The 23,791-nt window shown below is 60.9% G+C and carries 22 protein-coding genes and 1 pseudogene; 8 read left to right on the plus strand and 15 right to left on the minus strand.

Annotated elements, in window-relative coordinates:
* Positions 1-183: 183 nt before the first annotated feature.
* From C8K63_RS18800 to potE, 4 genes are all read right to left on the minus strand, one after another.
* The gene (locus C8K63_RS18800) at positions 184-723 is read right to left on the minus strand and encodes an HD domain-containing protein (protein WP_108218063.1); all 540 of its coding nucleotides are present in this window, start codon (positions 721-723) and stop codon (positions 184-186) included.
* Positions 723-1,124: a hypothetical protein gene (locus tag C8K63_RS18805; RefSeq protein ID WP_108218064.1), complete on the minus strand. Its 402-nt coding sequence runs from the start codon at positions 1,122-1,124 to the stop codon at positions 723-725. The genes C8K63_RS18800 and C8K63_RS18805 overlap by 1 nt, the downstream gene beginning before the upstream one ends.
* Positions 1,125-1,305: 181 nt before the next feature.
* Positions 1,306-3,591, minus strand: coding sequence for an Orn/Lys/Arg decarboxylase N-terminal domain-containing protein (locus C8K63_RS18810; RefSeq protein ID WP_108218065.1), 2,286 nt, complete (start codon positions 3,589-3,591; stop codon positions 1,306-1,308).
* Entirely contained in the window at positions 3,588-4,997 is a 1,410-nt protein-coding gene (potE, locus tag C8K63_RS18815; RefSeq protein WP_108218066.1) for a putrescine-ornithine antiporter, read from the minus strand. Before potE ends, C8K63_RS18810 begins: the two co-directional genes overlap by 4 nt.
* 182 nt (positions 4,998-5,179) lie before the next feature.
* On the opposite strand from potE, the gene C8K63_RS18820 reads away from it, so the two are divergent.
* Together C8K63_RS18820 and C8K63_RS18825 are read left to right on the plus strand one after the other, a co-directional pair.
* Entirely contained in the window at positions 5,180-5,509 is a 330-nt protein-coding gene (locus C8K63_RS18820) for a hypothetical protein (RefSeq protein ID WP_108218067.1), read from the plus strand.
* Positions 5,510-5,633: 124 nt separating this feature from the next.
* Positions 5,634-6,050 carry an organic hydroperoxide resistance protein gene (locus C8K63_RS18825; RefSeq protein WP_108218068.1) on the plus strand — a complete coding sequence of 139 codons (417 nt, stop codon included), beginning with the start codon at positions 5,634-5,636 and terminating at the stop codon, positions 6,048-6,050.
* Between the two features lie 249 nt (positions 6,051-6,299).
* Here the strand turns inward: C8K63_RS18825 and C8K63_RS18830 are convergent, their stop codons facing one another.
* The 6 genes and pseudogenes from C8K63_RS18830 to C8K63_RS18860 form a co-directional block, all read right to left on the minus strand.
* Positions 6,300-6,809: a copper chaperone PCu(A)C gene (locus tag C8K63_RS18830; protein ID WP_108218069.1), complete on the minus strand. Its 510-nt coding sequence runs from the start codon at positions 6,807-6,809 to the stop codon at positions 6,300-6,302.
* Between the two features lies 1 nt (position 6,810).
* Positions 6,811-7,416, minus strand: a complete 606-nt coding sequence (locus tag C8K63_RS18835; RefSeq protein WP_108218070.1) for an SCO family protein — start codon at positions 7,414-7,416, stop codon at positions 6,811-6,813.
* A 293-nt stretch (positions 7,417-7,709) separates the two neighbouring features.
* On the minus strand, positions 7,710-8,594 hold the full coding sequence (locus tag C8K63_RS18845; RefSeq protein ID WP_108218072.1) for a ChaN family lipoprotein: 885 nt from the start codon (positions 8,592-8,594) through the stop codon (positions 7,710-7,712).
* 52 nt (positions 8,595-8,646) lie between these two features.
* Complete coding sequence (locus C8K63_RS18850) at positions 8,647-9,414, minus strand: heme ABC transporter ATP-binding protein (protein ID WP_108218073.1); 768 nt, start codon at positions 9,412-9,414, stop codon at positions 8,647-8,649.
* Positions 9,414-10,397 carry an iron ABC transporter permease gene (locus C8K63_RS18855; protein ID WP_178086790.1) on the minus strand — a complete coding sequence of 328 codons (984 nt, stop codon included), beginning with the start codon at positions 10,395-10,397 and terminating at the stop codon, positions 9,414-9,416. The genes C8K63_RS18850 and C8K63_RS18855 overlap by 1 nt, the downstream gene beginning before the upstream one ends.
* A gap of 169 nt (positions 10,398-10,566) precedes the next feature.
* Positions 10,567-10,707: pseudogene (locus tag C8K63_RS18860) on the minus strand (hemin-degrading factor); the annotation flags it as partial.
* Positions 10,708-10,821: 114 nt separating this feature from the next.
* Here C8K63_RS18860 and metE point away from each other — a divergent pair.
* Positions 10,822-13,107 carry a 5-methyltetrahydropteroyltriglutamate--homocysteine S-methyltransferase gene (gene metE, locus C8K63_RS18865; protein ID WP_108218075.1) on the plus strand — a complete coding sequence of 762 codons (2,286 nt, stop codon included), beginning with the start codon at positions 10,822-10,824 and terminating at the stop codon, positions 13,105-13,107.
* Between the two features lie 672 nt (positions 13,108-13,779).
* On the opposite strand, the gene C8K63_RS18880 is transcribed toward metE, so the two are convergent.
* Together C8K63_RS18880 and C8K63_RS18885 are read right to left on the minus strand one after the other, a co-directional pair.
* Positions 13,780-14,451: a bifunctional 2-polyprenyl-6-hydroxyphenol methylase/3-demethylubiquinol 3-O-methyltransferase UbiG gene (locus tag C8K63_RS18880; RefSeq protein ID WP_108218076.1), complete on the minus strand. Its 672-nt coding sequence runs from the start codon at positions 14,449-14,451 to the stop codon at positions 13,780-13,782.
* 127 nt (positions 14,452-14,578) lie between these two features.
* Entirely contained in the window at positions 14,579-16,882 is a 2,304-nt protein-coding gene (locus C8K63_RS18885; protein ID WP_256594976.1) for a DUF3772 domain-containing protein, read from the minus strand.
* Between the two features lie 537 nt (positions 16,883-17,419).
* Between C8K63_RS18885 and C8K63_RS18895 the strand changes: the two genes are divergently transcribed.
* Genes C8K63_RS18895 through C8K63_RS18905 form a run of 3 tightly spaced genes read left to right on the plus strand, consistent with a single transcriptional unit; the run spans position 17,420 to position 20,393 of the window.
* On the plus strand, positions 17,420-18,385 hold the full coding sequence (locus C8K63_RS18895; protein WP_108218079.1) for a tripartite tricarboxylate transporter substrate binding protein: 966 nt from the start codon (positions 17,420-17,422) through the stop codon (positions 18,383-18,385).
* 1 nt (position 18,386) lies between these two features.
* Complete coding sequence (locus tag C8K63_RS18900) at positions 18,387-18,869, plus strand: tripartite tricarboxylate transporter TctB family protein (protein ID WP_108218080.1); 483 nt, start codon at positions 18,387-18,389, stop codon at positions 18,867-18,869.
* Positions 18,870-18,884: 15 nt separating this feature from the next.
* Positions 18,885-20,393, plus strand: coding sequence for a tripartite tricarboxylate transporter permease (locus tag C8K63_RS18905; RefSeq protein WP_108218081.1), 1,509 nt, complete (start codon positions 18,885-18,887; stop codon positions 20,391-20,393).
* Positions 20,394-20,554: 161 nt separating this feature from the next.
* Here C8K63_RS18905 and grxC read toward each other — a convergent pair whose 3' ends face one another.
* Together grxC and C8K63_RS18915 are read right to left on the minus strand one after the other, a co-directional pair.
* Complete coding sequence (grxC, locus tag C8K63_RS18910) at positions 20,555-20,806, minus strand: glutaredoxin 3 (RefSeq protein ID WP_108218082.1); 252 nt, start codon at positions 20,804-20,806, stop codon at positions 20,555-20,557.
* A gap of 26 nt (positions 20,807-20,832) precedes the next feature.
* Positions 20,833-21,351 (minus strand): carboxymuconolactone decarboxylase family protein, encoded by a 519-nt coding sequence (locus C8K63_RS18915; protein WP_108218083.1) that lies wholly within the window; start codon positions 21,349-21,351, stop codon positions 20,833-20,835.
* Positions 21,352-21,485: 134 nt separating this feature from the next.
* On the opposite strand from C8K63_RS18915, the gene C8K63_RS18920 reads away from it, so the two are divergent.
* On the plus strand, positions 21,486-22,301 hold the full coding sequence (locus tag C8K63_RS18920; RefSeq protein WP_108218084.1) for an AraC family transcriptional regulator: 816 nt from the start codon (positions 21,486-21,488) through the stop codon (positions 22,299-22,301).
* Between the two features lie 131 nt (positions 22,302-22,432).
* On the opposite strand, the gene C8K63_RS18925 is transcribed toward C8K63_RS18920, so the two are convergent.
* Positions 22,433-22,864: a nuclear transport factor 2 family protein gene (locus tag C8K63_RS18925; protein WP_108218085.1), complete on the minus strand. Its 432-nt coding sequence runs from the start codon at positions 22,862-22,864 to the stop codon at positions 22,433-22,435.
* Between the two features lie 158 nt (positions 22,865-23,022).
* Between C8K63_RS18925 and C8K63_RS18930 the strand changes: the two genes are divergently transcribed.
* Entirely contained in the window at positions 23,023-23,673 is a 651-nt protein-coding gene (locus tag C8K63_RS18930) for a DUF2238 domain-containing protein (protein WP_108218086.1), read from the plus strand.
* Positions 23,674-23,791 lie beyond the last annotated feature (118 nt).

Below are 23,791 nucleotides of genomic sequence, written 5' to 3' on the forward strand. Positions count from 1 at the left end.
AAGCGTGAGTAAATCGAGACGAGCCCCCAACCGTCGTTGAAATTCGTAAGCCCCCGCGAAGAGCGTAGGTTTGAATTGCGAAATATCCAGTAATGGATAGTCAGAAGGTGAGTGTTTCAGGCACTTTGCTGCGAAATGGCGTTGCGGCAATGGCGCCATCGGTGGGGAAGGCAGACGCCTGTATCACCAGCGAAACATCGGCAGCGGCCGCAGCGGCGAGCGGATGAGCTGCCGGGCAGACAGCTTTATCAGCATCGAGTGAAAACCATGATCGGGAAAGGTCGCCTGCACGGTTTTGATGAAGCTTCGGGGCAAGCCGAAACGCACCAGTCCCAGGGACACATCCACCAGATCGGCCTGGCGGAAGGGTTCGACACTGTTGGCGAAAGCGCCGCGATACCGGCGCAGCTTGTGATGCTCAAGTATCAACGCGCTGACTTCATCCTTCAGTTCCGGCCGTTGCTGGCTGTCGAGGTACTCGATGGCCAGAGCAATGGACGGGGGCAGGTAGTCGAGGGTGTCATCGGTCCAGATACCCAGGTCATGAAACGCCGCCGCGATTTGTACGGCTTGCGAGGGCAGGCCTTCGGCACCGCTGAGGGCACCATGGAAATTCAGCACCCGGTAAATGTGGTTGCGGTAGCCCTGCAGGTCGGCACCGATGGCCAGGGCGTACGTGGTGAGAATCTTGTCGGTGAGGGGGAATTCGAGGAGAGGTTTCATCAGGCGTCACGCAACAGGTCGTTGGCATTGAGCAGTTCGTAGGCAATCTCCGGGCGCTTTTCCATGGCTCGGCGAATGGCGGCGGGGATGTTGGCGCGGGTCTTGCGGCACAGCCCTGGCAGTTCGCCAACCTGGATGCCGATGCCGCGCATGGTGCGCACTTCATTGAAGCCGGGGGCGATGTTCACGCGGATACCCAACTGTTCGAACATGCGCCGTCGCACGTGCTCAAGATCGCTCAGGCTCTGCAGGTTTTCCAGACGTTCGATCAGGCGTTTTTCTTCGTTGCGGGTCAGAAACAGGATGCGCAGGTCCGCCCCCGGTGTTTCCAGCAACGGGTCACGCCCGCAGTCGCAGGCGCCGGGCGGGCAGGGTGAGCGGATCGCAGCGGTGGTGGTCATGGGGATCAATCATAGAGCGCTGTGATCGAATTTGCCCATAGGGATTTGTGGGGGCGATGCAAAGCAATGTAGGAGCGAGCCTGCTCGCGATGGCGTCGTGTCAGGCAACAGTGATGTTGGCTGCAAAAACGCTATCGCGAGCAGGCTCGCTCCCACAGGGGTTGCGGTGAACCTGCCTGGCTTATTTCAATACCAGCATCCGATAAACGCCGTCTTCGACTTCGATCCCGTGGGTGTCATGGGTGAAGCCGGGGAAGGATTTATCGAAGGCTTCCAGTGCCTTGAGATACGCCAGCAACGGACCGTCCGCAGGCCCTGCGTTCTCACCCGGCATGAGCAACGGGATGCCAGGCGGGTAGGGCACGATACCGGTGGCGGCAAGGCGCCCGGCAGCTTCGTTGAGAGTCACCAGCTCGATGTCGTTGCGCACCAGTTTTTCGTAGGCCTCCACCGGGCTGAACTCGGCTTTCGGCAGGGTGCCGAAGGCCTGGGACATGTTGGCGGTGGTCTTGTGTTTTTTCATGGCGGCGAAGATTTCGTCGGCCAGATCCTTCAGGCCCATGCCGGCATAGCGTCGCTGGTTGGCGTTGTACAGATCGGGCAGGCACAGCTCGAGCTCGGCGTTGTCGTCGTAATCGCGCTTGAAGTCGAGCAGGGCATTGAGCAGCGTGCCCCATTTGCCTTTGGTGATGCCGATGGAGAACAGGAACAGGATGGTGAAGTCGGTGGTTTTCTCGACCACGATACCCTGGCGACCCAGGTACGCGGTGACCACGCAGGCGGGGATGCCGTTGGCGAGCAGGTTGCCGTCGTCGCCCATGCCCGGGGCAAGTACCGAAACCTTGATCGGGTCGAGCATGCAGTAGCCGTCTTCGATGTCGCCGAAACCATGCCATACCGCGTTCGGGTGCAGGACCCAGCAGTTCGGGTCGGTTTTAAGCGTAGCCGGGTCGACCTCATGGAACGGCACGGTCGCTGCGCCAACCTGTACGGTCGGCGGCTGCCAGCAGGTGAAGAACCAGTCATCCTTGCTCAGCATCTCGTTGTGCATGCGCGAGAGCACCTGGCGGAAGCTGATGGCCTCTTCAATCGACTCGTTGGTGAGGATCTGCCCGCTCGGCGCTTCCATCATCGCCGAACTGACGTCGCAGGACGCCATGATCGCGTAGTTCGGCGAGGTCGAGGCGTGCATCATGTACGACTCGTTGAAGCGCGCATGTTCGATCGGGTTACGGCCGTCACGTACGTGGATCATCGAGGCCTGGGACAGGGCGGCCAGTAACTTGTGGGTCGACTGGGTGGCGAACACGGTCGGCTTGGATTTGTCGTGATCGGCCGGGTTGCCGTGCATGGCATGGCGTCCGCTGTACAGCGGGTTGAAGCGCGCATAACCGTACCAGGCTTCGTCGAAGTGCAGACGGTCGACACTTTCGCCCAGCAGCTCTTCGACACGGGTGACGTTGTAGGTCAGGCCGTCATAGGTGGAGTTGGTGACAATGGCGTGCACCGGCGTCGGGTCGATGCCTTCCTTGACCAGCGGGTTGTTGGCGATGGCGGCTTTCACGCCTTCGGCGCTCAGGGTCTGCGGCAGGATCGGGCCGATGATGCCGTAGCGGTTGCGGGTCGGCACCAGGTAGGTCGGAATCGCCCCGGACAGGGTCATCGCATGTTCGGCGGACTTGTGGCAATTGCGGTCGCACAGGGCGATCTGATTGCGCGTGACGCTGGCCATGAGGATGACGCGGTTGGACATCGACGAACCGTTGGTCACGTAGTACGTGCGGTGCGCGCCAAAGACCTTGGCGGCATAGCGTTCGCCCTGGCCGATCGGGCCGCTGTGATCGAGCAGGGAGCCCAGTTCGCCGACCGAGATCGACAGGTCGGAACGCAGCAGGTTTTCGCCGAAGAACTCGTAGAAGGCCCGGCCTGCGGTGCTTTTCAGGAATGCCGTGCCACCGGCATGCCCAGGGGTGTGCCACGAGTATTCATAGTTGCGGGCAAACTTCACCAGCGCGCCGAACATTGGCGGCAGGGCGGCCTGGCGATAGCGTTCGATGGCCGCCAGGATGCGCCCGCTGAGGAAACGGGAGGTGTCCTCGGGCAGCCAGATGAAGTCGTCGGCGTGTTGCATGACCAATAACGGAATGGTCGACGCGGTGGTACGGTCGCTGATCAGAAACACCGGTACCCGGGTGTTGCGCTCGCGCAGCTTGACCAGCAATCGGGTGCAGTCGGCGTGGCCTTCGCTGGTGTCCATTTCCCATCGGATGATCACACATTGAATGGCCGGGTCCGAACGCAGGATCGATGCAGCATCGATGAGGCTTTCCGAAGCCAGTACGCTGACACCACGGCCCTCTACGTCGTGGACCAGTTGATCCAGGGCGCGGCCGAACACCGTTCGCTTGTCCGGCGGACTGCTGACCAGTAGCGCCAGCATGCCCAGCGAGTGTTTATATTCCGTCATGCTTGAACCTCCATAATGACTGCATTCAGATTGTTCACCGGCACTGGCTCGGCAGTGAGGTGCTGCGCGCTGACGGTTTGCGTCGGTACGCTGTTGTTGAGTGCTTCGAGGCGGATCAGACGGTTGTTGACGAAGCCGAACAGGGTGTAACCAGCGATGGTCGCCACGCCGCCCAGCATCAGCGCCTGCTCACCGGAGCTGTACAGCGCCAGGTAGCTGTAGGCCGCCGCGATCAGGGCAATGACGTTGGTCGCCAGCGCCTTGCCTTCCGGTACGTTGGAGACTTTCTGCATGGTCATCAGCGCGGCCATGGACAGGATGTAAGGCACCAGGTTGGTCACCACCGCGAGGTTGACCAGGGTGTCGAACTGCTTGCTCAGGTCGGGACTGATGGTGAGCAGGGCCAGCGCGGTCTGTGCGGCGAGCAGTACCAGCATGCCGACAATCGGCGTTCCCGCTTTGTTGGCCTTGGCGAAGATCGACAGGAAGTAACCGGTGTCCGCCGAGCTTTTGTACACCTGGGCAATGGTGAACTGCCAACCCAGCAGCGAACCGATGCAGGCGAGTACCATGGCCGCCATCACGATGTCCCCGACCATCGGGGTGAACATCTTGGCGAACACCAGGCCGAACGGTGCGGTGGACGCGACCAGTTCTTCGTTGCCGACGATACCGAAGATGACGTTGGTGGAGACGATGTAGATCACCGCCGCACCCAAGGTGCCGCCCAACACGGCAATCGGTACATTGCGCTCAGGGTTTTCCACCGCATCGGTGTTGGCGCAAGCCGATTCCAGACCGAGGAAGGCCCACAGGGTGATCGCCACCGAGGCGCCGGCCGCTTCGAACCAGCCCTTGTCGTGGGGGTTCCAGCCAGCGGCGTAAACGCTGCTGTCGAACCAGAACCAGCCCACCGTGGATACCAGCACCACCGGAGCAATCACACCCCAGACTGTGATCGCACCGATCCGGCCGGTAATGCTCGCGCCGCCAAAGTTGGCGAAAGTGGTGATCCATAACAAGGCAATGGTGGCCAGGCCTACTTGCAGCGAATCGAGTTTTATCCCGAACAACACCTGGATATAACCAACCGCAGTAATACTGATCGCGACGTTGGCAATCAACAGCGACAGACCGTAGGTGTAGTTGGTGATGTAGTTACCCGCTTTACCAAATGTGTATTCGGCATAACCGCCCATGCCGCCGGTCTTGCGGCTGAGCATCCCGCATCGCGCAAAGGCGTAGGCCAGAGCGAGGGAACCGGTGGCAGTCACCAGCCAGGAGAGGATCGAAATTGCACCGACTTCCGCGAGTTTCGTCGGTAGCAGCACAATGCCGGAGCCCAACATGTTGACGGCGGTCAACATTGTCAGTTGCCCCACACTCATTTTCTTTGCGACTGACATTCCGTTGCCTCACTTAGTTGGCGATTGAGAGTCATAGCTATAGCAAAGGATTGAAAACTCGCAAGAAATGACATTGCCCATCTCTTTTTCGAATTAATTTGCAGAAAAGGCACGATGCTGGCCCCCAAGTTTAAAAATCCTCAGCAAAATTAGTTCATTTTCAGCCAGTTAAATAGGTCAAGATGCGCAAGACATGGATCGCGTTAATCCCGCTGATAGTTGCGGGTGTAGCCAATTCGGCTCAAGCAAAAGAACTGGCCGGCAATGATCAGTACATGTGCAGCTGGGGCGCGGGCACCGCTGCAAGGGCACAGGAACTCAAGCTTTCAGGCGTTTCTCTGTATGCCGCCCGCCAGAAAATCCAGGCCTACAAGTTCGCCAAAACCTGGATGCGCATGATGGCACTTGGCATTACAGAGCAAACTTATGACAGTCCGTCGAGATTCAAACCGACTGCTGTACGGCAGAGCTTTTATGAGGACTGCGTCAGGTACAAGTTGGCGCGTAAATAAAGAAGAAACGGACGCTGGTCGGATCGACCACGGTGTGGGCGTGTGACGTCTATATTGATTGACCATCCCTGCGTCCGGATGGGGTGTTAATACCGGATTCTTACAACTCAATCAGGAGGTCACCATGAACCACATCGATAAAGTGTTGTACACCGCCAAAACCCACACCACCGGCGGGCGTGACGGCGCGTCCCGCAGCTCCGACGGAGTTCTCGATGTGAAGCTGTCGTCGCCAGGTGCGGGCGGTGGCGGTACTAACCCCGAGCAACTGTTCTCTGCCGGATGGTCAGCCTGTTTTATCGGCGCCATGCAGGTTGCGGCCAGGGAAATGAAAGTGGCGTTGCCCAAGGATGTGGCCGTCGATGCCGAAGTCGACCTGGGCACCAATGAAGGCGGCTACCTGCTCCAGGCGCGGCTCAATGTCAGCCTGCCAGGACTGGATCGCGAAACCGCGCAGAAAATCGTCGACACCGGGCACCAGTACTGCCCGTACTCGAAAGCCACGCGCAACAACATCAACGTCGTGCTCAAGCTGGTTTGAGTTGACATGAAAAGGTCTTGGCGAACGACAGGGAGTTGTCGCCAAGACCTGAAAGGCTCGCTCCCACAAATAAATATTGTGGCCCGCCGCGGGATTGGCGTTCACTGCAGATCAAAACTGTGGGAGCGAGCCTGCTCGCGATAGCGGTGGGTCAGCCAATATCTCTGTTGGATGTGCCTGCCCCTTCGTCGGATCGCCGCCCGGAGCAGGCTCGCTCCCACAGGTTCTGTGTTTTAACTGACGGAGCAATCAATTCATCTTGCTGTGATCGTGCGTCATCGAGCTGTGATCCATGGTGCCAATCGCCTTGGCAACGGCTTCAACCTGAATCGACTCTTTCTCGCCCTTGGCGTCTTCGACGGTCAGGGTCAGCGGCACCTTGTCGCCTTCCTTGATCTGGCCCGTCAGGTTCATGAGCATGATGTGGTAGCCGTGGGGATCGAAGCTCACCGCTTTACCGGCGGGCAGTGCGACGGCGCCCACCTGCTGCATTTTCATCACGTCGTCTTTCATGCTCATTTCATGGATCTGCACCAGCCCGGCAACCGGCGTTTGCACGCTCAGCAGTTTGCTGTCGCTGCTCGCGGTGACGGTCATGAAGGCACCGCTCGACGGCTGACCGGCTACGGTGGCGCGGACCCAGGCGTCTTCGACCTCGGTTTGTGCCGACGCCTGAAAGGCCAGGCCAACCAGGGACAAACCCAGCGCCAGTTGCCTGCAGCGTTGTGCAAAACGGTTTTTAGCCTGCGGGGCATTCATTTCAGCAAACCTCCATCACGGTGAGCAGGTCTTCTGCGCACTCTTGGGCCGTCAGGGACGTGGACAGTCCCAGGCGCAGAGTGCCCCGGGAGTCGAAGACATAGCTGGTCGCGGTATGGGAGAGGGTATAGGTATCGCCGCTCGGGACCTTTTCAAAGAACACGCCGAATTCCTTGGCGGTGGCGGCGGTTTGTTCCAGGGTGCCGTACAGCGCCTCGAAACTCGGGTCGAAGGCTTTTACGTATTTATCGATCATCTCTGGCGTGTCGCGCTCAGGGTCCAGGGTGATGAAGACCACCTGCAGCCTGTCGCCATCGCGACCCATCAGTTTTTTGGCCTGTGCCGCGCGGGCCAGCGTGGTCGGGCATACGGCCGGGCATTGAGTGAAACCGAAGAACACCATCGGCATCAGGCCGCGATAGCTGCCCAGCATCCGGGTTTCGCCCTGAGCGTTCTTGAGCTTGAAGTTGCGCCCCATGATCTTGTCGCTGAGGTCTTTGCCGTACTTGAACGACAGCTTGCTGCTGTCGTCGCAACCGGCGAGCAGGCCCAGGCTCAACAGGCCCATGCCTTGCAGGACCGTTCGGCGGGTATACACAGTACTCATGAAAAAAAGCATCCTGTTGAACAGGCTGAAATGACAGCGTGATGACTGTACAGACGAAAAAATCGTGGGGATGTTAACAAACTGTGCCGGTGCCGGAGGGGTGGATACGACCATTGGACCGACGCAGGGGCGTGACATAGTGTCGCGCCGGAGCGCAATGCTGTTCACTTAAGCGAATGTAGTCCTCTGTAGGAGCGAGCTTGCTCGCGATGGACTCAAGAGCGCCGCGTTTAGCCAGTAAATACGCTTTATCGTTAACGACCATCGCGAGCAAGCTCGCTCCTACAGGGGGGTTAACGACGCAGCTGCGCGCAATGATCCTCTTCCGGTTGCGCGGCGGTGTACCACACAAAATCTGCACTCTCGGCAGTCACGGTCTTGCCCGCTTCGGCCAGGATCAGCACCGCATTCCCTTCACTGGCACCCAGGTCCTTCAGGTGCAGCGGCACCCCCAGATCCTTGCGTACGTGGAAGGCTCCGGCCAGCAGCAGCGCAGGTAGAGGCGCTGCCATCAGGCGCTCTGCCATGTGCCGGTCACGCTGTTGCTGCACGGCGAGCATCGCCGGCATCTGTGCTTCGGGCAGCAGGCCGCAATGGGATTCGCGGATGTCTTCGAGCAAGGTCGCCTGCACCTGTTGGGTGGTGGAGGCTGCCCCCGTGAGTACCGGGCGCTGTTTGTAGATCTGTATGATCTGCGCGCGGTCCAGATTCGCCGCCAACAGTGGATACGGTTGTCGCAGCGCGTAGGTGACCAGTGCGCCATAGACGCTCCAGTCCCAATTGGCCTGCCAGGCCAGCGCCGTGAACGCATCGGCCGGTGGCTGGCCGGCTCGGGTCGCGGCTTGCGCGGCATCGACCCTGGCCTGTTGATCGGGATTGAGCATCTCCATCAACAGGCTGCCCTGGGTCCGTTGTGCCGCCAGTTCGCGCAGCAGCCACAATTGCAGGGCGTGGTGATCCGGGTTGTCGTGCTGCTCTCCGACCAGAACCCGCGGCGTAACGGCGAGGCGTTCGACCAGTTCTTGCGGCGTCAGCGTGCGGCCCGTGGCGAGTTCACGGATGACCCCAAGGTCAGTGTGATCACGCCCTTGCGGGGCGATCGGCGCCGGCAGTGGTGTGAGTTGATGGGTTTGGCAGGCAGCCAACAGGCTGAATGCACAGAGCAAAAGAAAGCGCATCGGTTTTCCTTATCGGACAGGTGCCCCCTCGATGACAGAGGAGGGGGCGGTATCAGCGCGCGATGATCAGCGGGTGGCCGCGTTCCGGGTGTTGGTGAATCAGCACCTCCAACCCATAGACTGCCGCCAGCGCTTCGACGGTCAACACCTCTGCCGGTGGACCATAGGCGTGGGGCAGGCCCTGTTGCAACAACAGCAGTTGATCGCAGTAACGTGCAGCCAGGTTGAGATCGTGCAGGATCACCAGCACGGCGGCCCCGCGCTCGGCGAAGTCACGCACGGCTTGCAAAATGGTGTGCTGGTGCAGCGGATCGAGCATCGACGTCGGTTCATCGAGCAGCAGGATTTGCCCTGCCGCACCCGGCCACAGTTGAGCGAGCACCCGCGCCAGATGCACGCGCTGGCGTTCGCCGCCGGACAGGGCCAGATAGCTGCGTCCGGCAAGATGCAGCGCATCGGCCGCTTTAAGCGCTTCGGCGACGATTTCGGCATCGCGCACGCGGCCGCTGGCGTGAGGCAAGCGACCCATGCCGACGACTTGATTGACCGAGAAGGCAAAGTTCAGGCTCGAACTCTGCGGCAGCACGGCCAGGCGTCTGGCCCGTTCCTGACCCGGCCAGTCGGCGAGTGGACGCTCATCGAGGCTGACCGTGCCTTCGCTGGTCGCCAGTTCGCCGCATAAAGCGGCGAGCAGGGTGCTTTTGCCGGCGCCGTTCGGCCCCAGCACACCCAGCACTTCACCGGGGCGCAACTCGATATCGATGTTCGCCAGTACTGTGCGGTTGCCACGACGTACCAGCAAGTTGTTTGCCCGCAGCATCAGGAACGCCCTCGTACCAGCAGATAAAGAAAGAACGGAGCGCCGATCAGTGCCGTCACGATGCCGATGGGTAATTCCGCCGGCGCCAACAACAGGCGTGCGGCCAGGTCGGCCAGCAACAGCAGGCTGGCGCCGGCCAGCAACGACGCGGGCAGTAACACCCGGTGATCCGGGCCGACCAGCAGACGCATCAGATGCGGTACCACCAGGCCGATAAAACCGATCAGGCCCGCCGCCGCGACGGCCGCGCCGACGCCGAGCGCCGTGCACAACACCAACTCAAGCTTGATCCGCTCGATGTCGAAGCCCAGGTGACGGGCCTCCGACTCACCCAGCAACATGGCATTGAGTGCTGCCGCGCGACGGGGCAACCACAACGCCACGCCCACGGTGACGATCAGCAACGGCCACAGGCGCGGGTAATTGGCACCGTTGAGGCTGCCCAGGTTCCAGAACGTCAGGGTACGCAAGGTCGCGTCATCGGCCAGGTAGGTGAACAGACCAACCCCGGCACCAGCCATGGCCGTCATCGCCACACCCGCCAAGAGCATGGTGGCAACGTCGGTTTGCCCGTTGCGGCGACCAAAGCGATACACCACCGCCGTGACGATCAAGCCACCGGCGAAGGCGCTGACCGACAGCAGGTAGGGTTCGATCGCCGGCGGCAAGCCACCGAGCAGGCTGCCGCCGACGATGGCAAGGGCGGCACCGAGTGCCGCGCCACCGGAAACACCGACCAGACCCGGGTCCGCCAAGGGGTTGCGGAACAACCCCTGCATCGCCACGCCGGACAACGCCAGTACCGAACCCACGGCGATGCCGAGCAAACTGCGCGGCAGACGAATCTGACCGAGGATCAACTCCGCCTGCTGCGTGTCGCCACCGTCAAGTGGCAACCCCAGCAGGCGCATCCCGGCCAGCAAGGTATCACCCAGCGGCAGGCTGACCGGTCCGAGAGCCAGGGACAGCCAGAACACCAGCACCAGCAACAGCAGCAAAAAGATCAACGTCGGACGCGGACGAAAAATGGCCGTCATGGGTTGATCCCGGCGGTCTGCGCTTTGGCGTTCGGGTAGAACGCCGTGGCACAGGCCGGCAGTGTCTTGATACGCATCGGGACTATTCCTTAGCCGACCCGAGGGGGTGGCGATCATCGAAATCTTCGTAGCGGATGATGATGCCATCGACGCCCGGCTTACGCACACGCCACGGTTCGGTCACGCCAGTGGTTTTCAGATGCAGGTTGAACATTGGGGCGAGCACGTTGAACCAGGTGTCCATCCAGCGCAGGCTGTGCAGCGTCATTGATCATGAGAATAACTTGTGATCATCACGATTAAAATGAGTTTGTCTCACTCGCTGGCACTGTCGACAATGGCCCCATTGAACGCATTGGAGTTATTTGACATGGCTGTGGCCCATTCCCTTGGATTTCCGCGCATTGGTCGCGACCGCGAACTGAAAAAGGCTCAAGAGTCCTTCTGGACGGGCGAACTCGACGAAGCCGGCCTGCGCACCGTGGGCCGCGACCTGCGCAAGACTCACTGGGACTTGCAGAAAAAGGCCGGCATCGAGCTGCTGCCGGTCGGTGACTTCGCCTGGTACGACCAGGTCCTGACTCACTCGCTGATGTTCGGTGTGATCCCGGAGCGTTTCCGCCCGCACGATGGCAAGGCCAGCCTGCAAACCTTGTTCGGCATGGCGCGCGGTGTGAGCGACAGCTGCTGCGGCGCGCACGCCCAGGAAATGACCAAGTGGTTCGACACCAACTATCACTACCTCGTCCCTGAATTCAGCGCCGATCAGCAATTCCAACTTGGTTGGGATCAGCTGTTCGAGGAAGTCGAAGAAGCCCGCGCACTGGGGCACAACGTCAAGCCGGTGATCATCGGCCCGCTGACTTATCTGTGGCTGGGCAAGGCCAAGGGCGCCGAGTTCGACAAGCTCGAACTGCTCGATCGCCTGCTGCCACTGTACGGTCAAATCTTCCAGCGCCTGGCGGCACAAGGCGTTGAATGGGTACAAATCGACGAGCCGATCCTGGTCCTCGATTTGCCGCAGGACTGGAAAAACGCCTTTGAGCGCGCCTACAACCTGATTCAGCGCGACCCGCTGAAGAAGCTGGTCGCCACGTACTTCGGTGGTCTGGAAGAGAACCTGGGCCTGGCCGCCAACCTGCCGGTGGACGGTCTGCACATCGATCTGGTGCGCGCACCTGAGCAGTTCCCGACCATCCTCGACCGCCTGCCGGCTTACAAAGTGCTGTCGCTGGGCGTGGTCAACGGCCGCAACGTCTGGCGCTGCGACCTGGAAAACGCCCTGGCCACGTTGCAGTATGCTCACGAGCGTCTGGGTGATCGCCTGTGGGTCGCGCCATCCTGCTCGCTGCTGCACAGCCCGGTTGATCTGGGGCGTGAGGACAAGCTCGATGCCGAACTGAAAAGCTGGCTGGCGTTTGCCGTGCAGAAGTGTGAAGAAGTCGCGGTGCTGGCTCAGGCGGTGAATGAGCCGGAAGCGCCGAAGGTGCTTGAAGCGCTGACTCAAAGCCGCGCCGTCCAGGCCAGCCGTGCTGCGTCGCCACGCATTCACAAGCCAGCAGTGCAGGCGCGTGTTGCCGCCATCACCGCCAAGGACAGCCAGCGTCATTCGCAGTTTGCCCAGCGTATCGAGAAACAGCGCGCCGGCCTGAACCTGCCGTTGTTCCCGACCACCACCATCGGTTCGTTCCCGCAAACCGCGTCGATCCGCCTGGCTCGCCAGTCGTTCAAGCAAGGCAAGCTGACCGAAGCCGAATACACCGAAGCGATGCACAGCGAGATCCGTCACGCCGTGCAAGTGCAGGAACACCTGGGCCTGGACGTGCTGGTGCACGGTGAAGCCGAGCGTAACGACATGGTCGAGTACTTCGCCGAGCAACTCGACGGCTACGTGTTCACCCGTTTCGGCTGGGTCCAGAGCTACGGTTCGCGCTGTGTGAAACCGGCGGTGATCTTCGGCGACCTGAGCCGTCCGAAAGCCATGACCGTGGAGTGGATCCGCTATGCCCAAGGCCTCACCGACAAAGTGATGAAGGGCATGCTGACCGGTCCCGTGACCATGCTGATGTGGTCGTTCCCGCGCGAAGACGTGAGCCGCGAAGTGCAGGCCCGCCAACTGGCCCTGGCGATTCGCGACGAAGTGGTGGACCTGGAAGCCGCCGGGATCAAGATCGTGCAGATCGACGAAGCCGCGTTCCGCGAAGGCTTGCCGTTGCGCCGGGCGCAGTGGCAGCACTACCTGGACTGGGCGACCGAAGTGTTCCGCCTGTGCGCCTGCGGCGTGCGTGACGAAACCCAGATCCACACCCACATGTGCTACAGCGAGTTCAACGATGTGATCGAATCCATCGCCGCCATGGACGCCGACGTGATCACCATCGAAACCTCGCGCTCGGACATGGAGCTGCTGGACGCGTTCGAAGCCTTTGCCTACCCGAACGAAATCGGCCCGGGCGTGTATGACATCCACTCGCCACGGGTGCCGGACTCCGCGGAAATGGCCAACCTGCTGCGCAAGGCCGCCAAGCGCATTCCCGCCGACCGCCTGTGGGTCAACCCGGACTGCGGCCTGAAAACCCGCGGCTGGCCGGAAACCGAAGCGGCGCTGGTGCACATGGTCAATGCAGCGCGCCAGCTGCGTAAAGAATGGGCCTGACGCTGTATTGGGTGCACCACGGAACCTGTAGGAGCGAGCCTGCTCGCGAAGGCGGTGTGTCAGGCGACATCGATGTTGAATGTGCCGGCCTCTTCGCGAGCAGGCTCGCTCCCACAATGATTTGGGTAGTTCGCAGATTTTGCGTACAGCCACTGAACCTGTAGGAGCGAGCTTGCTCGCGAAGGCGGAGTGTCAGGCGACATTGATGTTGAATGTACCGGCCTCTTCGCGGGCAAACCCGCTCCCACAGTTGATTTGGGTGGTTCGCAGATGTTGTGTACAGCCACAGAACCTGTGGGAGCGAGCCTGCTCGCGAAGGCGGAGTGTCAGGCGACATCGATGTTGAATGTGCCGGCCTCTTCGCGGGCAAGCCCGCTCCTACAGTGATTTGGGTAGTTCGCAGATTTTGCGTACAGCCACTGAACCTGTGGAATACAGGACTCAATCCGTGGGCATGTGGCAGTAGACCGTCCAACATTTTGGGGGCAGTCCAGTTGATTTGGGTGGTTCGCAGATTTTGCGTACAGCCACAGAACCTGTAGGAGCGGGCTTGCCCGCGAAGTCGGAGTGTCAGGCGACATCGATGTTGAATGTGCCGGCCTCATCGCGAGCAGGCTCGCTCCTACAGGGTTGCATGGCAGTCAGCACCTGTATGCAGGCTTTGAAAGCCAATCACCGCCGCGGCTCGGCCACCAACAGCAACGACTGCGGCACAGGGCTTTGCGGGTGCTGCGGCTCCTGCAAGCCGGCCAGCGTAAACCCGGCCATGTCCAGCGCATTGAGCCAACTGGACAGGGTTCGGAAATACCACGGCATGGGCTGCCACTGCCCCTTGAAGCCGGCGAAGGTCTCTTCCCGCCAGCCATCCTGATAGTCGCCTGCCGCAGCTGCCCATGGATGCAACGTCTGGATCACCAGCGCGCCACCCGGGGCGAGCAGGGCGTTCATGGCGGCGAGCAGGGGGATGATGTCCTGATGCAGCAAGGCGAAGTTGGCGCAGATCAGGTCGTAGTCGCGGCCGATGTCGATTTTCGCTTCGGCCAACGCTTCATAGCTCGCCACATGCACCTTCGACGAACCCGCCGCTCGCGCCGCCTCCACCAGCGTCACGTCGCCATCCACACCCACCGCGTCAATGGCCCGTTCAGCCAACGCGCGCAACAACCAGCCTTCGCCGCAACCCAGGTCGAGCACACGCTGGGGCTGACGACCCAGCACCGCCAGCAGAATGGCCTGGTCGGTGACCTTGAGGCGGCTTTCGATGGTGCCGCTGCGGATGATGTCGATCCAGGCCTGGGCGTTGTGGTGCCAACTGTCGAGGAGGGTGGATTCGGGGGCTGACATGGTCGATGTCCGGCGTGATGGCTTGGATGAAAGGATAGGGCAACAGACGGTTAACGGTGGGGTGGAGCCGGTTTTTACCCGGCATCACCGACTGCGCGTGCCTCCTGCTGCCACATGTGGTTGAGCCTCACACAGCAGGCGGTTTCGCCAGTTCAATCCCCGCAGCACCCAGCCGCTTGAGAATTGCAAACAGCAGCTCGCTTTTGATCGCGCCGACGGTGCGTGGGCTGCCGACATAACCGGTGATGGTCAAGGTGATGCCCTCAGGTTTCAGCTGACTGAAACGCAAGAATGGCACCGGTTTATCGAGAATGGATTCGTGTTCGGTGAAGGTGTCGTGCAGCAGGTTTTGCACTTGCTCAGGGTCGATGTCCAACGGGAACATCAGTTCGAGTATCACCACGCCCTGGGCGCTGCCGCCGAGGGTGATATTGCGCAGGTTCTGCGAAATCAGGTGGGAGTTGGGCACGATCATGATCGAGCGGTCGGCCAGCTGTATTTCCGTGGCCCGTACGTTGATTCGGCGAATGTCGCCTTCCACGCCACTGATGCTGATAAGGTCGCCGACCTTCACCGGGCGCTCGGTCAGCAGGATCAGGCCGGAGATGAAATTCTTCACGATCTCCTGAAGCCCGAAGCCGATGCCCACTGACAGGGCACTGACGATCCAGGCGAGGTTAGTCCACTTGATCCCCAGCGACGCCAGCGTGAGCAGGACGACGGACACGTAGCCGATGTTGGCGAACAGGGTGCTCAGCGAGGCGCACATGCCCGGGTCCATCTCGGTTTTCGGCAGGAACTCGCTATCCAGCCAGCGTCGTAGCGTGCGTATCAGGTAGACACCGATCATCAGTGTCAGGAGGGCATGCATCAAATTGTCCGGGACGATGTTCAGCTTGCGCAGCCCTTCACCGCCGAGTATGGCCACAGTGCCGGTGACCAATTGCCCGAGCGTCGTACCGATCCCACCGACAAACAACGCGATGACGCCGATCAGTATCAGGATGGCGCGGCCTGCGCCGGAAAACACGGTACAGATCTGCTCCAGGCGCGGATTGCCGATGCCCAGCAGCTGTTTGATGGCCTTGCCGACGGGTTGTCGGGGCGAAAAAACGTAGTCGCAGGTGTCCTGGTAAACCTGTGTGAGCAGGTAGAAAGCGGCGAAGATGATGAATATCCAGACCAATTCATAGGTGATGAACCGGGCCATCGCCACGTAGCCGATCACCAGGGCGAACAGGGACACCACCACGGCAAAGCCGGTAAACGTATAAATCAGTCCGGCGAAGGTGGTGACGCCTTCAGGAGTCTCTCCGGCCACTATCAGGTCTCGGCGCGTCTTGCTGACGCGCAACAGCAATGCGCCGATCACCAGTGCCGCGACCAACGCCACGATGCCCCGACCGAACAGCACCACTTCGGCGCTCATGCCGGTGACATTGCTCATCTGCACCAGGGTCACCAGCACCAGCAGCAGGCTCGCCAGCAACCCTGGATAGGGTTCCATCGCCAACGCCACCGGATCGGCGATATCGGGCAGGCGCCATGAAGGATGTTTAGTCGATAGCAATGCGCGACTCAACCCGGTGATCAGCACGCAGGTATAGGCCAGCTTTTCCAGATACTGCGCCAGATCGGCCAGCAGTGGGGTGTAGGGCAGTTGGCGGGTCCCGGCAACATGCAGCAGTTGCAGGGCGATGCCGGCGGTCAGCACCGTCGCCACTACCGATGCCAGCGCAAGGGAGCTGCGCCGCAACCGGCCTTCAGGCATTCGATGGATGCACAACCATGCCAGAGCCCGGCCGGCGAGCTTTCGCCCCACGGTCCAGATGGCCAGGGCCAGGATCAGCAGGGCGGCGGTGATCCCGCGTTGTCCGGGCTGCCAGGCGGCCCGGTGCGTGGCCTCGAGTTGCTCGATGAGGGCGCTGAAACGCTGGCGGTCCTCGATCGGAAGAGCGAACAATGGCGACCAGAATCCCGGGTTCAGGATACTGCTGGTTTGCTGGGTCACTTCCGCTTCCAGCAGGCTGCGCCGAATACTGCCAATCTGGGTGATCAGTTCGGCGGCACTTGTTTTCAGAGCGGCCAGGGTTTTGAGCTGGCTATCGAGCTTGTTTTTTTGCTCGCCGAGGGCGTCTCGTTGGGTGGTAATGGCAGACGTCACCAACGCGTTCTCGTCGAGCGGCACCGGCCCCAGCACATTGAGTTGCGCCTGCAACTGCGCCTGTCCGGGCAGCAGCGATGTGGACAAGCGCTCAATATCCTGAATCAGTACTTGCACCAGATCCTGTGAGCTTTCCAGCTGGGTGTAGTTGCTGGCCTGGGAAACCTGCTGCTTGAGGCTGTTCAACTGATTCTGCACCCCCAGCAATTCGCTGTCGGCGATGCTGATGATCGGGGCTGCGGGGGCGGGGGCAAGGGTGTCGGCCATGGGCGCCGCCAACAGCCATCCCGGGCTGGCCGCCAGAAGCGCGAAGGCGACGCAGATCATTGACTTCAAGACATTGCACATCGGCGAGCTCGACGGGTTGTTAGTCACTTAGCCAATGAGGTTAGGTCATGACACGCACCCTAGAGCATTGTTTTGTCGACAGTGCCTCGGCGGGTTTTTGTCTGTGCGTGACTCATGTGGCCGGTGGCTGGCCTGACAGCGTTCAGGTTAACTAGGCGATCCGAACAGCTGACCAACAGCTTGATGACAAAGTTGTAATCAAACGCCGGTTGGAACACTTCAAACCCTGTAGGAGCGAGCCTGCTCGCGATGGTCGCTAACGATTACGTGTGTTACCTGAATGAACGCGGTGCATTTACGTCCATCGCGAGCAGGCTCGCTCCTACAGGGTGTTGCAGCGCTTTAAAACAGATCAACCCACGGATCCATGGCCTAAGCTTGTTCGCAGGCCCATGTTCATCGAGCACCCCGATGGGCAATCGGCACCTATAAAAACAATGCAATCAGGAGATGCCCATGTCCGCTTTGATCCGTCGTTTCAGTCGCTGCGTGGCCGCTGGTTTGACCGCTGCCGTGCTGGTCGCACCCGCCTTTGCGCTGGATACCGTGAAATTCATGGCCCCGGGTTCAGTGGGCGGTGGTTACGACCAGACCGCCAGGGTGCTGGGCAAGGCCATGATCGAAGCCAATACGGCCAAAGCCGTCACCTTCGAGAACAAGGGCGGCGCGGGCGGGACCCTGGGCCTGGCGCAATTTGCCAACAGCACCAAGGGTGACCCGAACGCATTGCTGGTGGTCGGCGCGATCATGGTCGCGGGCATCGAACAGAACAAACCGCAGATCAGCCTGAAGGATGTGACGCCCATTGCCCGGCTGTTCACCGAGTACAACGTGATCGCCGTGCGCAAGGAGTCTGAGTACAAGACCCTCGATGACCTGATCAAGGCCTTCAAGGCCAATCCGACAAGCATCACCTGGGGCGGCGGCTCCAAGGGCTCGGTGGATCACATCGGCATCGCCGAGCTGGCGGGCAAGCTGGACGTGCCGGTCAACAAGGTCAACTACGTGGCCTTTGGTGGCGGTGGCGAAGTGGTTGCCCAGGCGCTGGGCGGCCAGCTCAAGGTGATCACCGGCGGTTACGCCGAGCTTGGCCAATACATCAAGACCGGCCAGTTCCGTGTCCTGGCTATCGGCGCGCCGGAGCGCGTTCCCGGCGTTGAGGCACCGACCCTCAAGGAGAGCGGCTATGACGTGACGATCGGCAACTGGCGCGGCGTTTACGGTGCGGCGGGCCTCACCCCGCAGCAGCGCAAGGAAGTGATCGACGCGGTCGTGGCCGCCACCAACAGCAAGGTCTGGCAGGACAATATCCAGACCAACGCCTGGACGCCCAGCGTGCTGACCGGCGATGAGTTCGGCAAGTTCGTCGAGGAAGAGCATGTACGGTTGCACGCCATGCTGGTCAAGGTCGGGCTGATTTGAAATGGCCACACTACGTACAGTGGTGCCGACGCAGTTGGCGGTCGGCATCGGCCTGATCGCCATCAGCGTCGTGTTGGCGATGGGTGCCTACCGTTTTCCACCGGAAATGGGTTTCGTCATCCTGCCGGCGTATGTTTATCCCTATGTCGTGGCGGCGTTTCTGGGTGCAGTGGGGCTGCTGCTGGGGTATCAGGCCGTCAGCGGCGGTTTTCGCGAGCTGGAAAACGATACCGCCACGGTGCCCGGTGGAAAAGCCGGTGCGGCCTGGGTGACCGCGGGGCTTGTCGGGGTGGCGGTGCTGATCAACCTGATCGGGTTCGTGCTCGCGGCCGGGTTGCTGTTTGCCTGTTCGGCGCGGGGTTTTGGCAGCCGTCATCCGCTGCGGGACCTGGCTATCGGCATTGCCCTGACCCTGCCGATCTACTGGCTGTTCAACGCCGGACTGGGGGTTTCCCTGCCGTCGCTGCTCAACATCTGGCTTTGAAAGGAGATCGACACAGTGGACATTCTTTCAAGCCTGGCGATGGGTTTTGCCGCGGCGCTCACGCCGATCAATCTGATGTGGGGGTTCATCGGCTGCCTGCTCGGCACCGCCATCGGCGTATTGCCGGGTATCGGTCCGGCATTGACGGTGGCACTGCTGTTGCCGATCACCGCCAAGGTCGACCCCACTGGCGCGCTGATCATGTTCGCCGGTATCTATTACGGCGCGCAGTTCGGTGGCTCCACCACTTCGATCCTGCTCAATACCCCCGGTGAATCGTCGTCCATGGTCACGGCCCTGGAAGGCAACCTGATGGCCCGCAACGGCCGGGCGGGACCGGCGCTGGCAACGGCGGCGATAGGCTCCTTCGTCGCCGGCACCATCGCCACGATTTTGTTGACGCTGTTTGCGCCCATCGTGGCCAGGCTGGCGCTGAATTTCGGCCCGACCGAATACTTCGCGATCCTGGTGTTGTCGTTCACCACCGTGTCGGCAGTGCTCGGCGCTTCGATGCTGCGCGGGTTTGCCTCGCTGGGCGTCGGGTTGACCATCGGTTTGATCGGGCTGGACTCGACCTCGGGTATTGCCCGCTACACCTTGGGTGTTCCCGAATTGGTGGACGGTATCGAGGTGGTGCTGGTGGCGGTTGGTTTGTTCGCGGTGGGCGAGGCCTTGTACAGCTTGCTCTATCAAACCGAATCAAACGAAGGACGGCATCGCCTGACCTCGTTGTGGATGACCCGCGCCGACTGGAAACGCTCGGTGCCTGCATGGCTGCGGGGCACGCTGATCGGTTTTCCGTTCGGTTCGATTCCGGCCGGTGGCGCCGAGATTCCGACCTTCCTGTCCTATTCCACTGAACGCAAACTCAGCAAGTATCCCAAGGAGTTTTCCGCCAACAAGGGCGAGGGTGCCATCGAAGGCGTCGCCGGCCCGGAAGCGGCCAACAACGCCAGCGCGACCGGGTCCCTGGTGCCGTTGCTGACCCTGGGCATCCCGACGTCCGCCACCGCTGCGATCCTGTTGGCGGCGTTCCAGAACTACAACCTGCAACCGGGGCCGATGCTGTTCGAAACCTCCGCCGACCTGGTCTGGACGCTGGTGGCTTCGCTGTACATCGGCAACGTGATTCTGTTGGTGTTGAACCTGCCGCTGGTGGGGCTGTGGGTCAAACTGCTGCAAATCCCCCGGCCGTACCTGAACGCGGGCATCCTCGTATTCGCGACCATCGGCGTGTACGGCATGCGTCACTCATCCTTCGACCTGATCCTGATGTTGGCCATTGGCTGGGGCGGGGTGCTGATGCGCCGTTTCGACTTCCCCGTCGCCCCGGTGATCGTCGGCATGCTGCTGGGGCCGATGGCCGAGAAACAACTGCGTAACGCCTTGTCCATCAGCCAGGGCGACTGGACGGTATTCCTCACGCAACCGATCTCGGCGTTCTTCCTTGCCCTGACGCTGCTGGTGCTGGTGGTACCCCATGTGCTGCATAAGCGCGGGATCAAGTTGCATGAGGATGATTGAATCCTGCGAATACCTGGTAGCCGGATGCATACCTGTGCGAGCCTGCTCGCGATGACGGAGTGTCAGTGAAATAAATATCGACTGACCCGACGCCTTCGCGAGCAGGCTCGCTCCCACAGGGTATTGCAGTGGACCAGGTGGACGACCAATACCTGACCGGCTCAGGCCAGCATCGACATCAACCCACCCTGACGATCCAGTTTGGCCAGGTCGTCGAAGCCGCCGATGTGCGTATCACCGATGAAAATCTGCGGCACGCTGCGGCGGTTGCTGCGGCTGAGCATTTCCTCGAATTTGCCTGGCTCGCGCTGGATATTGATCTCCTGCATCGCCACGCCTTTGCTTGCCAGCAAGGCCTTGGCGTTGCGGCAGTAAGGGCAGGTGTCGGTGGTGTACAAGGTCACGGTGTTCATGGTGGGTACTCCGTCGTTCAAGTCATTCAGGCGTCGATGGCCGGGAAGTCGATGTCGGTCAGCGCTGTGTTGTTCAGGTAGTTGGTCAACGTCTGCGAAGCCACGTGGGCGATCACTTCGATGATCTTGCCGTCGTCGATGCCGGCAGCACGGGCCGCGGCGATCTGTTCTACGGTCAGGTGGCCACGGCTTTCGGTGACTTGGCGGGCGAGGGTGGCATAAGCGTTGAGTTCACCCTGACGCGCACTGAGGATGTCCTGGCCCGACAGCCCGGCCTTGCCGGCGAACAGCGTGTGAGCCGCCAGGCAGTAGTCGCAGCCGTTGACCTGCGAGGTGGCGAGGGACACCGCTTCTTTTTCCTTGGCGCTCAGGGACGTCTTGCCCAGTGCGGTCGAGTTTTGCAGGTACGACGCCAGCACCGCCGGGGCGTGGGCCAATACTTTGAAGAGGTTGGGCAGAAAGCCGATTTTCTTCTGCACGCCTTCCAGCAGCGGGCGGGTGGCGTCAGTGGCGTGTTCAAGGCTGATCGGGGCAATGCGGGTCATGGTGATACTCCGTGGTGTGAAGCGCGGTATGCGCTGGGTACGGAGCTGATGTTAGAGACAGTGCTTGGCTTGTTGGGTGCAAATCGTCGAGGATATGCGACAGATCGTCCAAAATCGCCTTCGGGAGCCTTGTCATGGATCGCTTGTCCACGTTGCTCACGCACTTCGGCGTCAATGCCGGCACCTTTCACAGTGGCACATTTTGCGGCACCACCGCCTTCGACGGCCAACAGGCCAGCGGCCATTTGCACCTGCTTCAGGCGGGTGAGTTGCTGCTCAAGATGGACGATCAGCCGGATCTGCAATTGACCGAACCGACCCTGATCTTTTTCCCCCGGCCCTATCGACATCGCCTGTTCGCGTCTGATGCCTTCGGCACGCAACTGGTCTGCGCGACCCTGGATTTCGACGGCGGTGCGGGCAATGCCCTGGCGGCGGCGCTGCCGGATTATCTGGTGCTCAAGCTCGATGAAATCCCGACCCTGGCCGGGACTCTGGAATGGCTGTTCAACGAGGCGTTTGAAGGTACGTGCGGACGCGAAGCGGTGATGGATCGCCTGTTCGAGCTGCTGGTGATTCTGTTGCTACGGCACATCTTGAGCACCACTGGCCAGCAACCGGGCATGATGGCTGGCCTTGCCGATTCACGGCTGGCGCGGCCCCTGAGCCTGATGCATGAAACCCCGGCCAAGGCCTGGAGCGTGGCCGAACTTTCGGTCGCCGCCAACATGTCGCGGGCCAGTTTCGCCGAGCACTTTCGCCGGGTGGTCGGGCAGACACCGGTGGATTACCTGGTGAGCTGGCGCATCAGCCTGGCGCAGAAACGCCTGCGCGAGGGCCGGCCGATTGCGTTGATTGCCGAGGAAGTCGGTTACGAAAGTCCCTCGGCGCTGGCCCGGGCGTTTCGGCGCAAGACCGGGCTCAGTCCCAGGGAGTGGAAAGGCAACTGACCACCGCAAACCCCTGTAGGAGCGAGCCTGCTCGCGATGACGTCAAGCCAGTCGACATTGATGTTGAATGGATTACCGTCATCGCGAGCAGGCTCGCTCCTACAGGTTATGTTGGTGGCTTTACGAATTCATCAGAACTTGAACGCCTGCCGTCCTACCAGCAGCCACTTACCGTCCTGCTTTTGCCAGATCTGGAAGTTCTCGATTTCGGTGGGTACCACTTCAGTGCCTTTGAGCGCTTGCGCCGAGAAGTGGTGACGGACCAGCGCGACATCGCCGGAGACGGTAATGGTCTGGTTTTGCATCTCCAGGGTCTTGAACGCGCTTTTGCCGGTTTCGATGTCGGCGATGAAGGCCTGCTTGTCCTGGATCTTGCCGCTGGAATGCCCGTAGGTCAGGTTCTCGGCGGTCAAGGCGTTCAGCTCCGGGATGTCTTTGTGCAACATGGCCTGGGTCAGGTGGTCGACCGCCTGGGCCACGTCCTTGTCCGCGGCAACCGGGGTGGCGGCAACGTAGCCGCTGAACAGGCACAGAAAACCGATCAGCACTTTTGCTTTTTTCATGAGTATTTCCTTGTTGTTGTAGGGGGAGTGCGACGACTGGGCGAACATTCGTCAGTCATCGTACAACTTAGCATGCGGTGGAGGAATAAAGCGAACTTGCCCGACGGCCTTGTCTCGAAGTTAAAAGGGCGATGTCCTGACTTCGAGGTAGTGCAGTCATGCAGCCGAATCAACGTTTACGGCACGACCTGACATTGCTCGTGGTATTCCTGCTGATTGTCGTGGTGTCGGGTTTTTCTCCCCGCAGCCGGGTGGACTGGGCGCTGGAAAACCTGCTGGTGCTGTTGCTGGTGGGGACGCTGGTGGCGGTTTCTCGCTGGTTCCGCTTGTCGTCGGCATCGATCACGCTGGTGTTTGCGTTTCTCTGCGTCCATGAATTGGGCGCCCACTACACCTATTCCCTGGTGCCTTACGATCATTGGTCTTTGGCGTGGTTCGGCTTCAGTTTCGAGCAGGTGTCAGGTGTTCATCGCAATCACTACGACCGACTGGTGCATCTGAGCTACGGACTGCTGCTGGCTTATCCGGTGCGTGAAGTGTTGTGGCGCCTGACTTCGCTGCGCGGGTTCTGGCTGTTTTTCGTGACCCTGAACGTCATGCTGTCGACGTCCGCGGTGTATGAACTGGTGGAGTGGTTCGGCGGGGCCTTTCTGGGCAATGACACGGCGAATGCTTTCGTCGGCGCGCAAAACGACCCCTGGGATTCGCAAAAGGACATGGCCGTCGCGGTGGTCGGTGCGTTCGCCACTCTGTTGCTGGTGTCCCTGCGCGGCAGGGTGCAAAAACAAGCGATGACGACCGCAAGGTGATCGGGCAGACGGCTTCGGCGGGGTAGCTGTTGAGGCAGAGGTTGCCTGACAGGACGCCATCGCGAGCTTGCTCTGGGCGGCGTTCCGACGATGGCAATATCCCAGACAACGCAGGACC

This window comes from Pseudomonas sp. GV085, from assembly GCF_003050925.1.
Lineage (GTDB): Bacteria > Pseudomonadota > Gammaproteobacteria > Pseudomonadales > Pseudomonadaceae > Aquipseudomonas.

Coding starts and splice junctions, on each gene's coding strand:
- C8K63_RS18800 (WP_108218063.1), bottom strand. CDS start 723: ATGAAACCTCTCCTCGAATTCCCCCTCACCGACAAGATTCTCACCACG.
- C8K63_RS18805 (WP_108218064.1), bottom strand. CDS start 1,124: ATGACCACCACCGCTGCGATCCGCTCACCCTGCCCGCCCGGCGCCTGC.
- C8K63_RS18810 (WP_108218065.1), bottom strand. CDS start 3,591: ATGACGGAATATAAACACTCGCTGGGCATGCTGGCGCTACTGGTCAGC.
- potE (WP_108218066.1), bottom strand. CDS start 4,997: ATGTCAGTCGCAAAGAAAATGAGTGTGGGGCAACTGACAATGTTGACC.
- C8K63_RS18820 (WP_108218067.1), top strand. CDS start 5,180: ATGCGCAAGACATGGATCGCGTTAATCCCGCTGATAGTTGCGGGTGTA.
- C8K63_RS18825 (WP_108218068.1), top strand. CDS start 5,634: ATGAACCACATCGATAAAGTGTTGTACACCGCCAAAACCCACACCACC.
- C8K63_RS18830 (WP_108218069.1), bottom strand. CDS start 6,809: ATGAATGCCCCGCAGGCTAAAAACCGTTTTGCACAACGCTGCAGGCAA.
- C8K63_RS18835 (WP_108218070.1), bottom strand. CDS start 7,416: ATGAGTACTGTGTATACCCGCCGAACGGTCCTGCAAGGCATGGGCCTG.
- C8K63_RS18845 (WP_108218072.1), bottom strand. CDS start 8,594: ATGCGCTTTCTTTTGCTCTGTGCATTCAGCCTGTTGGCTGCCTGCCAA.
- C8K63_RS18850 (WP_108218073.1), bottom strand. CDS start 9,414: ATGCTGCGGGCAAACAACTTGCTGGTACGTCGTGGCAACCGCACAGTA.
- metE (WP_108218075.1), top strand. CDS start 10,822: ATGGCTGTGGCCCATTCCCTTGGATTTCCGCGCATTGGTCGCGACCGC.
- C8K63_RS18880 (WP_108218076.1), bottom strand. CDS start 14,451: ATGTCAGCCCCCGAATCCACCCTCCTCGACAGTTGGCACCACAACGCC.
- C8K63_RS18885 (WP_256594976.1), bottom strand. CDS start 16,882: ATGGCCGACACCCTTGCCCCCGCCCCCGCAGCCCCGATCATCAGCATC.
- C8K63_RS18895 (WP_108218079.1), top strand. CDS start 17,420: ATGTCCGCTTTGATCCGTCGTTTCAGTCGCTGCGTGGCCGCTGGTTTG.
- C8K63_RS18900 (WP_108218080.1), top strand. CDS start 18,387: ATGGCCACACTACGTACAGTGGTGCCGACGCAGTTGGCGGTCGGCATC.
- grxC (WP_108218082.1), bottom strand. CDS start 20,806: ATGAACACCGTGACCTTGTACACCACCGACACCTGCCCTTACTGCCGC.
- C8K63_RS18915 (WP_108218083.1), bottom strand. CDS start 21,351: ATGACCCGCATTGCCCCGATCAGCCTTGAACACGCCACTGACGCCACC.
- C8K63_RS18920 (WP_108218084.1), top strand. CDS start 21,486: ATGGATCGCTTGTCCACGTTGCTCACGCACTTCGGCGTCAATGCCGGC.
- C8K63_RS18925 (WP_108218085.1), bottom strand. CDS start 22,864: ATGAAAAAAGCAAAAGTGCTGATCGGTTTTCTGTGCCTGTTCAGCGGC.
- C8K63_RS18930 (WP_108218086.1), top strand. CDS start 23,023: ATGCAGCCGAATCAACGTTTACGGCACGACCTGACATTGCTCGTGGTA.